This is a genomic window from Massilia sp. NP310, from assembly GCF_019443485.1.
In the GTDB taxonomy this organism is placed as follows: Bacteria; Pseudomonadota; Gammaproteobacteria; order Burkholderiales; family Burkholderiaceae_D; genus Telluria; species Telluria timonae.
This window is the reverse complement of record NZ_CP080379.1, coordinates 744,315-758,616: the sequence shown is the minus strand read 5'-3', so window position 1 is coordinate 758,616 and position 14,302 is coordinate 744,315. Positions and strand designations below refer to the sequence as shown.

The window sequence follows — 14,302 nt, the reverse complement described above, 5'->3', positions numbered from 1 at the left end:
TTGACCTTTAAAATGTTAGCGAACATCCGTGTTCGTTCAACTGACCGCTATCTCCGATGTCCAAAGCATTCAACACCGCATTAGCTATAAAGTCGCGCAGGTTAAAGATAGGAAGAGACAAATCCATACTTTCGGCGTCTAGAGCGCAGATCGTATTTTTAGGGGCGTGAAAAGCAGCAACAGTGGTTTCGGTTCGCGCAAACGCATGTACTGTGACCAGCCCTTGGAGCGGCGTTGGATCTTCAGGCCAGTTAACCTGTATTGAAATATCAACAAAGATTCCCACTTGAGGTACACGAATCGTAAGCAAACCAGCACTGTCGGGGACGTCGTTTGATACACGCTCGCAATACACTTCTTCAAACTGTTCTTTAACTTGTGACCGCGTTTCAGTTAGCAGTTGCGAAACGCATTGCTGCCGCGTCATTCGCAGACGATTTTTTTCAAGCTCAATTTCCGCTGGTCCAGCGTATGCTACGCTCAGCTTTTGCAATCGTTGCTGCAACCTATCGGCCGCGCTTGTAGAATTTGGCCGGAAATCTGCCCACGTCACGAGCTTGAGTCTCTGGCTAAGATCTTTCGTTAGGCATCTTGCAGCGAGCGCGCGAAGAGAGGTTTCTACAATGTCATCTGGATTCAGCGCTGGGGTCTTCCGAAGCACCGCCATGGCTACTATGTACCTGTTTGCTGAGCTAACTTCGTCCTGGAACAGAGCTCTGCGCATGATGAGGTCGTGTAACACCCCCCCAACTTGATAGAAAGTTAGACCACGCCAAAAATCTGGGCTTGGCTCAACGAGCCTGAATAGGTATTCAGGGGAACTGTACTGGGCGGTTGCAATGAAGGGACGGCGACGGCCGTGATCTGTGCCGGCATAGTCGCCCGCAGTATTCGTTTCGCGGACAACACCTAGATCTATTAGCGTAAGTGTCGAAAAGTCTTCTGACACCATGATGTTATGCGGTTTGATGTCTCGATGGACTAAATTGCGTTTGTCGAGAAAGATTAGGGCGTCAGACAACTGTCCAATCAAAGACCAGATTTTGTCGCGAGGAACCTCAGCTAAGCATTTGCTAAGCTCTTTCCCTGGGACGAATTGCATACACATGAAACACGTACCAAACGCAAATTCGACGCTTTCGATTCCGACGAGTTGCGGACATTCGTGACCGATCAGTGCTGCTTGAAGTTCGATTCGCTGGCGTTCTGCCGGACCATCTTCTTCGTCGAAAAAGGTTGGGTCATATACTTTAAGTGCTAAAACAGCGTCACCACGGCGCCATTTGAATACCGCAGCAGACCCACCCGATCCTAAACATGCGTCCAGGGTACCGCCGTGAGGTTGGATATACTCTTCAGCCAGCACGCGCATCTGCTCTAGCAGCTCAGGACTCATTTCAGACATCGCTTGCTTTCTGATTCTGTGGGAGCAACTAGCTTATCAGAATGAAACTTTTCGTCAACCAATAAATTTCTTCCAGGCAATATTTTACGTAACTATCGCTAAATCTACTCTTAGTGCATAATTGAGTTGACAATGTAGGCCGCTCGGTCACTGCGACACAGACTTTGCAACACGCTTGCTTACATAATCCTTGGTGCGGCGCCAGCAACACGTCGGCGCGCAAGCGCTGCGCGCCCGTGCGCAGCAATGCCGCCTCTTGCGCCGCCTCGATGTCGCCGGCCAGCAGGATCGCCTTGCCATCGGCGCTCACCCGTAACACGCAGCTGCGCGCGTTGGCTTTCAGGCGCGGGTTGGCGTAGCTGGCGGCATCGGGCGCGAGCATCTCGAAGCGCACGCCGTCCCACTCCCAGGCCTGGCCAGCCAGGCAGCGCTGCCGGCGCGCCGCCATGCGCAGCAAGGGGTGCGCCGGCGGCAGCGACGATCTGACCTCCCCTACTTCCAGCGTTTCCAGCACGGCGTCGGCGCCGCCGACGTGATCGAGGTCGCTGTGCGACACCACCAGGGTGTCCAGACGCCCGATGCCGCGTCCGCGCAGGTAGGGCAGGATGACGCGTGTCGCGCCGCTGGCGCCGGGCGCATACTGCGGGCCGGTATCGTACAGCAGGCGGTGGCGCCGGGTTTCGACCAGGAGCGCCATGCCCTGGCCGACGTCGAAGGCGGTGACGCTGAACGCGCCGGCTGGCGGCGCCGTCGGCAGCTGCGTCAGCAGCGGGGTCCAGGCAGCGAGGCCGGCCCAGCGCAGCGGCCAGCCGCGCGGCGCCAGCATCCATGCGGCGCCGAGCAGCGCCAGCGCGAGGATCCATGGCGACGGCGCCGGCGCGGTCCATACCGCCAGCTCAGGCGCCGCCAGCCGCTGCAGGGGCCAGGCCAGCCATTCGATCGCCAGGTGGGCCATGCCCAGGACCAGGCTGGCCAGCGGCGACGGCAGGATGCTGCCGACCAGCGCCAGCGGCGTCACGAACAGGCTGATGACGGGGATCGCCACCGCGTTCGCCACTGGACTGACCAGCGAAATCTGGCCGAACAGCAGCAGCGTGAGCGGCGCCAGTCCGATGGTCACGGCCCACTGCGTGCGCGCGGCCACCAGCAACCCCGCGCGCCAGCCACGCGTGCGTTCGCCTAGCCGCCCGCTGCAGGCGTACAGGATGGCGGCGACGGCGCCAAAGGACAGCCAGAAACCGGGCCACAGCATGGCCCAAGGGTCGAGCAGCACCACGATGCCGAGCGCCAGGCACAGGACGTGGGAACTGGATGCGATGCGTCCGCACCAGAGCGCGGCGGCCACCACGGCCAGCATGTAGAAGGTGCGCTGGGCCGGCACGCCGAAGCCGGCCAGCAGCACGTAGATCAGCGCCACCGCCGCTCCCGCCAAGGCGGCGGCCTTCTGGGCCGGAAGGCGCAGCGGCAGCTGGGCGTCGGTCCAGAACGAGCGGCGCCACAGGCTGGCGACGATCCAGGCCGCGAGGCCCGCCACCATCGTGATGTGCAGGCCGGAAATCGACACCAGATGGCTGATGCCGGTGCGGTTGAAGACGTCCCAGTCGTCCTGGTCGATGCCGCGCTGGTCGCCGATGACCAGGGCCACGATGACGCCCGCGTAAGGCTCGCCGTCGAGGATCGCCAGGATGCGCGTGCGCAGGTAACCGCGCGCGCGTTCGATCGCGTAGCCGACGCCAGGTGTCCAGTCGTCCAGACGTTCGTTCCGGCTGCCTGCGGGGCGGACGTAGCCGGTGGCGCGCACGCCCTGTTCCAGCAGCCAGGCTTCGTAGTCGAAGCCATGGGGGTTGGCGTTGCCGTGGGGGCGCTGCAGGCGCACCACCAGGCGCCAGCGTTCGCCGGGGTGGATGAGGGCGGGATCGGCGGCGGCGGCGCCGTACCAGGACAGCACGATCCTGGGCGGGACGGTGGCGCCGCGCGTCTCGGTGTGGGCGACGTCGAAATGGAAGCGCACGCCGCCGTCGAAGCGGTGCGGGAGGCTGGCGATGGCGCCGATGACGGTGATGTCGCGGCCTTCGTCCCTATGTGGCAAGGCATTGTGCAGGGCCAGGTGGGCGGTCAAACCTGCCCAGGCAAACCCAAGAAGTGCGCCCGCGCAGATGACCGTCGGCGCGCGGTCTCGCCATCGGCACGCCAGCACCGCGGCAAGTGCGCACACGAGCAGGTTCGGCGCCGAGGGCAGCGCCGCCTGCAGCTGCATCCAGGCGGCGCCGGCTGCAAACGCGAGGATGGCCAAGCGCATGGCTGAGTGTCTCGATCCTCGTCGCTGTCGACAGGACGGGAAAACCTGGTGGCCGCAACGATCTAGCTGGCCGAGGCAGAATCCGCCGCGCGTACGAGTTGCCAGGCGCTGCGTCGACGGATCAACTAGGTGTGGGCGACGCCATTCCGGCGCGGCAGCGCCTGGAATGTCGCAGCTGGCAGCAGGGCGCCAGCCGCGAACCAGCGGGTGCCGTCCAGCGCCTGGCTGTCTTCACAGCGCCACCAGCCGCTCGCCGGGCACTGCCATCCAGTCTTCGCCACACTCCCGATTGCCATGTCGACATGATTGAAAGGCGCCGCCCCTGCGGGCATATTGCCACGCTCGGAAACGCCCAGTGCCTGCTCCAGCCCGGGCAGCTGCGTCTTGCGCTCGCTGTTGCGCTTGTCCACCAGTGCCCATAAAGTCGCGTTCGCACTCTCGTAGCTGGGCTGCACGCCCCGCAAGCGCTGCCACATGGTTTGCTCAGGGAGCAACAGGGCCTGCGGCATGGTCTGGCCCTGCTTCAGGAACTGACGCTGCCCGCCCAGAACGGAAATGCCATTCCCTCCGTCGCCACAGTGCCACCATCCGGTCTGGGGGCAGGTCTCCCCTGCCAGGGCGCTCGTTCCCAGCGCTACCGCGGGACGGTCAGGCTTTGTATTGGCCGCCGGGGCAGCCGGTCTGGGCCGGATACTGGTGACGATGCTTTCCCATAATTCGAACATGGCCTCTTCGGTCAGCGTCGACTGTACCGGCTTGCCGCCAGAAACCGGGTTGACGCCCGACTCCAGTTCGAGCTTCAGGCGCGGCGCGTGGACATCGTCCTGGTTGCCGGCCATCTCCCATTGAAATGAATAGCCGGTCGTGAAATTCGGCTCGCGCGCGCGCAACACCAACTCTTCGCCCAGCAGTCCATTGATCGTGCGCTCGTGCTCACGTAGATGCGAAAACGCGAGCCGCATGAACATCGGGAAACGGGATACCGCTCTTTCGTGGCGTGCCAGCAGGCCAGGCGCCGGGCTGGTTCCCGACATCGACGACAGGGCGATGTTGACGTCCGGATGACCAGGGATTCCGGCGAACATCACGACAGTCTCGACATTGTCGTGTTCGTAGGGGTCCTGGAGAATGACATGTCCAAGGCAAAAGCCGCTCTCGCTCGGTATTTCCTCGTCAGCAAGTGGCCGGATGCGGCTGAGTATCCTGGTCAAGCGATCGATATACCGGGGTGCGACCCACTCGATCTCGCCGGTGACGCTCACCCCGGGAAATCGGAGCATGCTGAGAAATTGGACATTCTCGCTGAAAAAAAAACCTTCGTCTCCCAGTATTTTCGTGCGTTCCCGGTTATACACGAAGGTTTTTCCACGCCCCGCGCCAACCGTGATCTCCTTGCTCGCCTCCAGGCTGGGTTGACCGTCCTCGTTGACGGCGCCCGCTATCTCGTGTTCTTCCTTGCGCAAGCGCTCGGCAAACTCCTCCTCGGATTCGGCGTTGGAAGTGGAGATATCAAAACCCCCTAATGCGCCGTACCGCATGGTGACCTGTGCATCTGCCGGCAAATCGATCAGGAAACGGCCCACGCAGCGTGTCTTCATTTTCTCGGTCATTTTTGCCACCTTCTGCTTGTCGTAGTCCGCCTGTACCGAACTGGCGATGAGCGACGTGAGCGCCAGCACGAACGCTGTCAGCCCACACACCCATCGCACTCGTCTGCCGCCGAGCCGCTTCATTTGATTTCCTGAACGATCTTGACGATAAGATGGCGTACCAGGAGGCGCATCGCCTCGGGCTCGAGGCTTTGCTGATGCCGGAATCCGGCCGGCGCGAACGTCTGCCGTACATGCGGAGAAGATCCAGCGCCGGATTGGACCGGCACGGTCTCGTCGCCATGGGCGTCTTCCGGCCAGACGAAGAAGCGCAGTTGTAGATCCCGCCCCACACGTACCTCGCGGTCGCCGTTGCGCGTCGCCGACACAAGTGTCGCGGCGCGAATCAGCGACGGGGATAACGCGGTAGGATTGATCGACGGTTCGCGGGCCACCCATCGGATTTGTCCAAAGGCTTTCAGTTCCTTGTCCGCACCGTAGAATACATAGGTATGCGGATGGTAGTAAGGTTTCGAAGACGAACTGCCTGCGCCCCCAGTCATCAGCAATGTCGTATGTAATCGCTCGGCGGCACCAATTGCCTTGCTAATGCGATCGACAACCGATTCGTCCATGTTGTCATGGCGCTTGGCTGGATCGGCAAGTGTCGGATCGATCATGCGATACCAGGATTTCATATCACGATAGAAATCGTAAGGATTACCATCCGGTAGCGATAGCAGATCGCGCACCTCATCACGGCGATTTACCGACCGCATCGACTTGATGACAATCCAGGGCCGGGGATACAGATGGTTCGGCAACAGTTGCAGGGCGCCGGGGGAAACGGCCATGACCGGCGTCGTTTCGGCACTGCTTTCGCCGATGATGTCAGCGATGGCGGACGCCTTGCGATTATCGCCAAAGCCGTTCGCGAAACGCCCGCCTTCGGTGCCGCATGCAATGCGCCGGTAGGCGACTGGCGCGCCCAGTGCCGGCATCGTCGCGTGGATGATCCCGGCAATATCCGGCGCGCTCCCATCCCCGGGGGGGCTCAGCCGCGCGCAGGCACGCGCGACCAGGCCTCCCATCGAATGGGTTATCAGGATCACTTTTTCGCACTGGTGCTTGCGTTCGGCCCAGAATGCCTTGATCGCGTCGATGCGAGTGCGCAGCCGGCGCGCCGAGTCTTCACATGAATTGAGCCAGTTGTAGCCGAACGCGTACACCGGGTATTGGTAGGCGGCAAATTTCTCGAGCTCAGCTTCTGTCACTTTCTCAATATGGCGTACACCCCACGACGACGCCTCGGTCTGCATGACCCTGCGCCAGAAGTGACGTATCTCGCGCGTACCACGAGGCGATACCTGGAAGGTCTTGTCCAGATGGCGCTGCAGATCGATGAGGAGCGCACCATAGGATCCGGCGTGCACTTCGCCCCAGCCACGCTCACGCAAAACCCCTGGATCGAACACATTCGGTGCGAATGCCAACTCGCCGCCTGGGTCCACTTCGAGAGTGCTTGCGTCCAGGATCCGCTGCCGTTCGGAAGGACTGCGCACAGACCATTTCAACGATTCGAGATAGCCGTCGATATTGCCGCTTGGCGGGCGCCAGGCCGATTCACCCGGCCTCAGGATGTCATCCGCCCTGGGTTTCATGTCGGCCCTGGCCCGCAGATTGGACCCCATGATTCCAGGCACGAGAATCACCGGAATCACCTTGCGCGACCCAATAGTGACCCGGGCCCTCACCTTGAAGGCCGTCGGCGTCGCGACCGTATGCGCTACCAGGCTTCCATCGCGATCGATAGTTGGCTGGGGAATTGGACGGGTCGGCTCCTTCATGCCCGGCCCGCACCGGGATCGTCTGGTTCGTCGTCGGGCAACACGCGGATTTCGATGTCGCCCATCGCGTAGCTGCTCAGGATGCTGGTGCGTCCCTCGTCGTCAGTGACGCCCTGGATGCGCGTGCCGTCTTCGTGGCGCGCGACGTAGCGCTTGCCGCGGGCCGGCAGATTGGTCTGGCGGTCGATCAAGACCACCCGCTCGTCCGTCTCCAGTTCGGTCGCCGGCAGGCGCAGGCCGGCGGGCGTGCCGCCGCCCGGAGACAGATGCTCGACCGAGGCCGCCCTGACCACGTGCTTGCCGCTGCTCTGGTGTGTGATGGTGCCGCCGTCCCAGTCGGTCTGCGTGCCCTGCGATACCACTTTCACCGACGGCGCTTCGAGCTCGATGCCGGTGGCGGCGATCAGGCGGATACGGTTAGAGGACTTGATCTCGATGTCGCCGCGGTGGGTCTCCACCACGATGTCGCCGCGGGCGGCGATCAGCTTCATGCCCAGCTCATAGGCGAACATGCTGAGCGCGCGCGAGGCGCGCAAGAAGAGGCTGCGGCCGGTCGCCATTTCGGCGTCGCCGGTCGAGACGATGTCGACCTTGGTCTGGGCGCCGAGGGCGATGCTGTCGTCGCTCGCGATCACCACGCCGGCCGGCGCGTTCACGGCCACCAGTGGCTCGCCCCCCGTTCCGGAACCCGGCGCGACATTCGAGCCGTCATGCCAATGGCGCAACCGTTCGGCCAGCGCATCCAGGCGCGGCTTGGCTTCTTCGCTCTCGCCATGGTCGCCCGCCAGCCGCCCAAGCGTGTCCAGCACGCCATGCATCGCCTCCGCGATCCCGACCAGGCTGGCGCGCTCCAGCTGGACGCCGCCATCAATCTGCTTGCCCCCCGCGCTGAGCAGGATGCCTTCGCCGCCGCGCAGCGCCACCGCCTTGTCGCTGCGTAGTTCCGCTCCTTCGCCGCGCGGGCCGGCCTGTCCGTTCGCGCGCGGCTCGGACAGCCAGCCGAGGTTGAGTTCAGAAGCCGCATGTTCGCTGGCCAGCTGCACCGCGATCTGCCCCGGCGTGTCGTCGAACAGCAGCTGGCCGCCGCGCGCGCCGCCAATTTCGCGGCTGCGCATCCCCGACAAATACCGGTTGCCCGGCAATTCCCCCGCCCGGCTCAGCGCCGGCGGCTGCGCACGCTGGTTGTACAGCTGCGACAGGATCACCGGCCGATCCGGGTCGCCGCCCATGAACGCCACCAGCACCTCGGTGCCGACGCGCGGCAGGCCAAGCGTGCCGGCTTGCTGCTGGCTGCCCGGCCCGGCGCCGGCCCAGTTGGACGCCACCCGCACCCAGGCCGAATCGGCCGGCGTGTCGGACGCGCCGGCGCCATGCGCGTGGCGGTGGTCGCTGGTGCGCATGCCGGGAAAGCGGATCTTGACCCGGCCCAGCGCGTCGCAATGCACCTCTTCGCCCGGCGGGCCGGTGACGATCGCGCTTTGCAGCTGCGGATGCGGCAGGTCGACCCGCGGGTCGAAGCTGGGCACCAGCGGGATGCCGCGCCGGACCGCGTCGAAGCTGACCCGCACCCGCACCGCATCGAGCGATGGCGGCGTGTCCGGAAAGGCGGCGTCGTCCATCCAGGCACCCATCAGGCGCCGCACGCGCGCCGAGACATCGGCCGGCAGGTTGTTCTCGGCCTCGACGTGCAGTGTGGTGATGGTGAAGTCGCGCTCGGCCGCCGGGTGGGTGTCGATCTCGGGATGGCCGCTCAGGGTGAACCATTCGCCGGCGCGCAGGTCGCGCACGCTGCCCTCGCCGTGGAAGCACTTGGTCTCGAACTCGTGCCGGTTCATGCGCACCTGGCCGAGGCGCCAGTGGTCTTCGACGTCGTTGCCGGCATGCGGCATTTCGACCTGGTAGTCGTCGAGGCTGGCGGCAAGCTGGTTGCCGCTGCGGCCCTGGTCGGCCATGCTGCGCGCGGTGGCGGTCATGAACTGGGTGCCGAGCGGGTTGCGGTAGTCCCAGCTGTGGCGCGTGGTGCTGCCCGCCTGCAGGCGGCGCGCGGCGCTCCAGGAGACGATGGTGTCGCGTTCTTCGCTGGCGCCGCCGCGGTGGTAGCGCACGGTGCCGGCGCCGTTGCGCGGCAGCGAGTTGGAGTCGGCGAACAGCACCAGCGTGTGCACCGGCGAGGTGTCGCGCTCGACCTCGAGGTTCCGGGTGCGCGCATGGCCGGGGCGGAAGGTCCAGGCCACGCCGCGCCGGCGCAGCAGGCGGCGCACGAAGGCGGCGTCGGACTCGTTGTATTGCATCGTCTGTTCGCGCGGCGGGAACTGGCGCATGTCGAACAGCGGATCGAGTTCGTATTCGAAGGCGCTGGCCAGCACGCCGTTCGATTGACGCCATTCGTCGAACAGCACCTGCACGATCTCGAGTTCGTTCTGGTAGCGGAACACGCGACTGTTGACGCGCTTTTCCATGATCGCCAGCGCGTCGCGGATCACCAGCTGGTAAACGCCCAGGCCGCCGTCGTAGTCGCCGGCGCGGGCTTCGGCCACGATGCCGCAGGCACCGCGCAACTGGCCGCGGTCGGTGACGAACTGGATCTCGGCCGGCAGCGCGATCAGTTCCTTGAGCGGCAGGCGCGGCGTGGAAGCGACGCAGGTGACGACGTATTCGAGGCTGCCGCAGACGGACTCGTTGCCGCTGACCCGCTGCGGCAGCAGCACCTCATCGGCAAGGTGGTCGGCGTGGCCCAGGCGCAGCCGGATCGCCCGATGGGCGGTCGTCAGCGATTTCTCGTGCTGCAGCATGCGCAGGAATTCGCTCGCGCTGTCCAAGTGTCTCTCCCGTCCGGTTTTTACTCATGAGGAAGCACATCTTGTCACAGCGGGTAAATACGGGATTTGGGGCGTGTCAGCAACTGTCGAGTGAGATCGATTGAACTTCCCGCAGGGCTGATGGTCATCTAAATGGCGCCACACAGCCCGGAAAGACGGGGAATCGCGGCGAGCGAAGCACGATATGCCGCAACACGCACCTCGTCGACGCTCATCCCGCGCAATTCGGCCAGGGTGGCGCCGATGCCCGGGAGTTGATCGGGACTGTTGCGTCCCGGATGAATCCAGCTCGGTGCGATGTCGGGCGAGTCGGTCTCCAGCACGATCGATTCCAGTGGCAGCTCGGCCGCCAGGCGCCGGATCTGCAGCGCGCGCGTGAAGGTCATGTTGCCGCCGAATCCCAGGTGAAATCCCAGCTCAATGAAATTCTGCGCCTGCTGGAAACTGCCGTTGAATGCATGGGCGATGCCCCCTGGCGGGCGAATCTGGCGCAGGTGCTTGAGCACCTGGTCTTGCGAGCGCCGCACATGGGTCAAGACCGGCAGGCCGAAGTCGCGCGCGATGCGCAACTGTTCGCGGAAGAACCGCTCCTGCTTGTCGCGCATGGCGGGTTCCTTCAGTTCGGGAATGAAGAAATCCAGCCCGATCTCGCCGATGCCCACGAAGCGCGGGTCGCTCATCGCCTGCTCGACCCGCGTGCGCATATAGGCCAGGTCGTCGTCCCGCGCCTGCGGCACGCAGATCGGGTGTATCCCGAGCGCATAGCAGGCATTCGGGCTGCCGTGCGCCAGGCTGGCCACGGCGTCGAAGTTGCCCCGCTCGACCGCAACGATCACGATCATCGACACGCCGCTTTCCTGCGCCTTGCGCGCCACGCCAGCGCCGTCACCGCCGTACTCGCGCGCATCCAGATGGACGTGGGTATCGATCCACATGGTTCAGCCTTGCGCCGGCTGCAGGCCGTGTTCCGTCATGCGCAGCACGCGGTCGCAGCGGCGCGCCAGTTCCATGTCGTGGGTGACGATCACGAAGGCGGTGCCGAGGGTGCGCGACAGTTCGAGCATCAGGTCGAAGATGATCTGCGCCGTGGTGTGATCGAGGTTGCCGGTCGGTTCGTCGGCCAGCACGCATGCGGGCTGGGTCACCAGCGCGCGCGCCAGCGCCACCCGCTGGCGCTCGCCGCCCGACAGTTCGCCCGGACGGTGCGCCACGCGCTTGCCCAGGCCCACGCGTTCCAGGATCGCCTGCGCGCGCTCCATCGCGACCGGGCGCTGCTCGCGCCGGATCAGGAGCGGCATCATGACGTTGTCGAGCGCCGTGAACTCGGGCAGCAGGTGGTGGAACTGATAGACGAAGCCCAGCGCCGTGTTGCGCAGCTCGCCGCGGCGCGCCTCGGACAGGTTGGCGAAATCCTCGCCGTGCAGGGTCACCGAGCCGCTGCTCGGCGTATCCAGGCCGCCCAGCAGGTGCAGCAAGGTGGATTTGCCGGAACCGGAGGCGCCGACGATGGCGACGCGCTCGCCGCGGTGGACGGCGAAATCGATGCCGTCGATCACACGCACATTGGCGTCGCCCTGCTTGAAGGTTTTGCCGAGGCTGCGGCAGGCCAGCACCGGGGCGCCGTTGAATGCATCACTCATAACGCAGCGCCTCCGCCGGTTTCACGCGCGAGGCGGCCCAGCTCGGATACACGGTGGCGGCAAACGCCAGCAGCACCGAGATGACGCCGATGACGGCGACGTCCGGTCCATGCAGGTCGGACGGCACGGTACTGATCAAATATATATCTTTGGACAAGAACTCCACTCCCAGCAAACGTTCGATGAACGGAACGATGACATCGATGTTCAGGCTCACCGCCACCCCCATGCCGACGCCGGCCAGCGTCCCCAGCACGCCGATCGCCCCGCCCTGCACCATGAAGATCTTCATGATCGATTGCGGCGACGACCCCAGCGTGCGCAGGATCGCGATATCGGCCTGCTTCTCGGTCACCGTCATCACCAGGCTCGAGACCAGGTTGAAGGCGGCCACCGCGATGATCAGGGTGAGGATAATGAACATCATCTTTTTTTCGGTCTGTACGGCAGCGTACCAGTTGGCGTTGAGCTTGGGCCAGTCGCGCACCGTGAGGTTACCCTCCTTCGCGCCGCTCATCTGGCCCTTCAGCTGCTCGGCCACTTCGGGCGCCTCGCGCATGTTCGCGATGCGCAGGCGCAGGCCGGACGGCGCCGGCAAGCGCTCCAGGCGCTGGGCGTCTTCCACGTGGATGAAGGACAGCGCCGCATCGAAATCGAAGTGGCCGGCCTCGAAGATGCCGGCGACGGTGAAGCTGCGGGTGCGCGGCACCATGCCGGCCGGCGTCACCTGACCCTGGGCCAGCACCATCGTGACCTTGTCGCCCAGGCCGACGCCGAGCGCGCGCGCCAGCGCGTAGCCCAGCACGATGTTGAAACTGCCGGGCTTCAGGGCGTCGAAGCTGCCGGCGCGCACCTGGCGCGCCACGGTCGAGACCTTGTCTTCCTCGCCCGGCAGCACGCCGCGCACGATCGACGGACGCATCACGCCGTCGCGCACCAGGAGGCCCTGGGTCTCGACGAATGGCGCCGCGCCCAGCACGTTTGGATTGCGCAGCGCCTCCTGCGCGGACGCGCGCCAGTCGGGCAGACTGCCGGAAGCGTCGAATACCTCGATATGGGCCAGCACCGACAGCATGCGGTCGGTGACCTGTTTCTGAAAGCCGTTCATCACCGACAGCACGATGATCAGGGCCGCGACGCCGAGGGCGATGCCGGCCACCGAGATCAGCGAAATGAAAGAGATGAAGCTGCTGCGCCCGCTGCGCTTGCCGGCCCGCGTGTAGCGCAGGCCGACCTGCCACTCATACGGCAGTTTGTGGATGATGCTCATGTGTTCCCATGATCGGATTGGTGATGACTGCTACGGTGTTATTCATACCTGAGCGCCTCGGCCGGCTTGACGCGCGACGCCGCCCAGCTCGGGTAGATCGTGGCCAGGAAGGACAGCAGCACGGCCACGCCGCCGATCCAGCCGACGTCGCGCCACAGCAGCTCGGACGGCATCTCGCTGATCAGGTAGACCTCTTGCGACAGGAAGTGCACGCCGAGCACGCGCTCGATGGCCGGCACGATGACATCGACGTTCAGCGCCACCAGCACACCCAGGCCGACGCCGAGCAGGCCGCCCAGCATGCCCACCAGCGTGCCCTGCACGATGAAGATCTTCATGATGCCGCGCGGCGAGGCGCCCAGGGTGCGCAGGATGGCGATGTCGGCCTGCTTGTCCTTGACCGTCATGACCAGGGTCGAGACCAGGTTGAAGGCGGCCACCGCCACGATCATGGTCAGGATAATGAACATCATGTTTTTCTGCGACTGCACGGCGGCGAACCACACGGTGTTTACCTTGGTCCAGTCGCGCATGATCAGGTCGCCCCCCATCGACTGCTGCAGCTCGTAGGCCACGCGCGGCGCCTGCTGCAGGTCGGCCAGGCGCAGGCGCAGGCCGAGCGGCGCCGTGGCCCCGGTCGCGGCCTCGGCGTCGACAATGTTCACCAGCGCCAGCGTGGAATCGAATTCGAAGTGGCCGGCCTCGAAAATGCCCGACACCGTCAGCGCCCGCGAGCGCGGCAAGGGATTTTCGCCGGGCGAAGCGGCGCCACCCAGGATGCCGCTGCTGGCCACCAGCAGCGACACGCGGTCGCCGACGCCGACGCCGAGCGACTTGGCCAGCGCACGGCCCAGCACGACGTTGAAGGATCCGGGACGCAGCGAATCGAAGCTGCCTTCCTTCATCTGTTTGGCGACGTCGGATACCCTGGCTTCCTCGGTCGGCTCGACCCCGCGCAGCAGTGCCGGCTTCATGACGCCATCGACCAGCAGCATCGATTGCGCATCGAGGAAAGGTGCGGCGGCGCGCACTTCGGGATGGCGCAGCGCATCAGCGCTTGTCGCGCGCCAGTCCGGCAGCGCGCCGCGCGCATCGAAGATCTCGACGTGCGCCAGCATCGACAGCATGCGGTTGGTGACCTCCTTCTGGAAGCCGTTCATCACCGACAGCACCACGATCAGGGCGGCCACGCCGAGGGCGATGCCGGCCACCGACGCCATCGAGATGAACGAAATAAAACTGTTGCGGCCGCTGCGCTTGCCGGCGCGGGTATAACGCAGGCCGATCTGCCATTCATACGGAAGTTTATGGGTGATGCTCATACAATCCTGTCGGTTCTTGTTCTTTTGGCTGCGCCAACCCGGCAGTTTGCCAGACAAACCACTTTTGTGGCGCGGATTAGCAAAAAACCATGTGCAAACGCTGTGCGGCAA

At 64.5% G+C, this 14,302-nt stretch carries 9 protein-coding genes; all 9 read right to left on the bottom strand.

The features are described from left to right. Positions 1 to 7: 7 nt before the first annotated feature. Complete coding sequence (locus tag KY496_RS03500; RefSeq protein ID WP_219863897.1) at positions 8 to 1,405, bottom strand: protein kinase; 1,398 nt, start codon at positions 1,403 to 1,405, stop codon at positions 8 to 10. 28 nt (positions 1,406 to 1,433) lie between these two features. Next, a complete protein-coding gene (locus tag KY496_RS03495; RefSeq protein WP_229520407.1) occupies positions 1,434 to 3,704 on the bottom strand; it encodes a DNA internalization-related competence protein ComEC/Rec2 in 2,271 nt (756 codons plus the stop codon). Between the two features lie 125 nt (positions 3,705 to 3,829). Further along, positions 3,830 to 5,437, bottom strand: a complete 1,608-nt coding sequence (locus KY496_RS03490) for a T6SS immunity protein Tli4 family protein (RefSeq protein WP_219863895.1) — start codon at positions 5,435 to 5,437, stop codon at positions 3,830 to 3,832. Next, the gene (locus KY496_RS03485) at positions 5,434 to 7,140 is read right to left on the bottom strand and encodes a triacylglycerol lipase (RefSeq protein ID WP_005670271.1); all 1,707 of its coding nucleotides are present in this window, start codon (positions 7,138 to 7,140) and stop codon (positions 5,434 to 5,436) included. Before KY496_RS03485 ends, KY496_RS03490 begins: the two co-directional genes overlap by 4 nt. Beyond that, a complete protein-coding gene (locus KY496_RS03480; protein ID WP_219863894.1) occupies positions 7,137 to 9,959 on the bottom strand; it encodes a type VI secretion system Vgr family protein in 2,823 nt (940 codons plus the stop codon). The genes KY496_RS03485 and KY496_RS03480 overlap by 4 nt, the downstream gene beginning before the upstream one ends. Positions 9,960 to 10,087: 128 nt before the next feature. After that, complete coding sequence (locus tag KY496_RS03475; RefSeq protein ID WP_219863892.1) at positions 10,088 to 10,894, bottom strand: TatD family hydrolase; 807 nt, start codon at positions 10,892 to 10,894, stop codon at positions 10,088 to 10,090. A gap of 3 nt (positions 10,895 to 10,897) precedes the next feature. Then, complete coding sequence (gene lolD, locus KY496_RS03470; protein WP_071363058.1) at positions 10,898 to 11,599, bottom strand: lipoprotein-releasing ABC transporter ATP-binding protein LolD; 702 nt, start codon at positions 11,597 to 11,599, stop codon at positions 10,898 to 10,900. Beyond that, the gene (locus KY496_RS03465; protein WP_219863890.1) at positions 11,592 to 12,869 is read right to left on the bottom strand and encodes a lipoprotein-releasing ABC transporter permease subunit; all 1,278 of its coding nucleotides are present in this window, start codon (positions 12,867 to 12,869) and stop codon (positions 11,592 to 11,594) included. The genes lolD and KY496_RS03465 overlap by 8 nt, the downstream gene beginning before the upstream one ends. 38 nt (positions 12,870 to 12,907) lie before the next feature. Continuing rightward, entirely contained in the window at positions 12,908 to 14,191 is a 1,284-nt protein-coding gene (locus tag KY496_RS03460; RefSeq protein ID WP_219863888.1) for a lipoprotein-releasing ABC transporter permease subunit, read from the bottom strand. Positions 14,192 to 14,302: the final 111 nt, after the last annotated feature.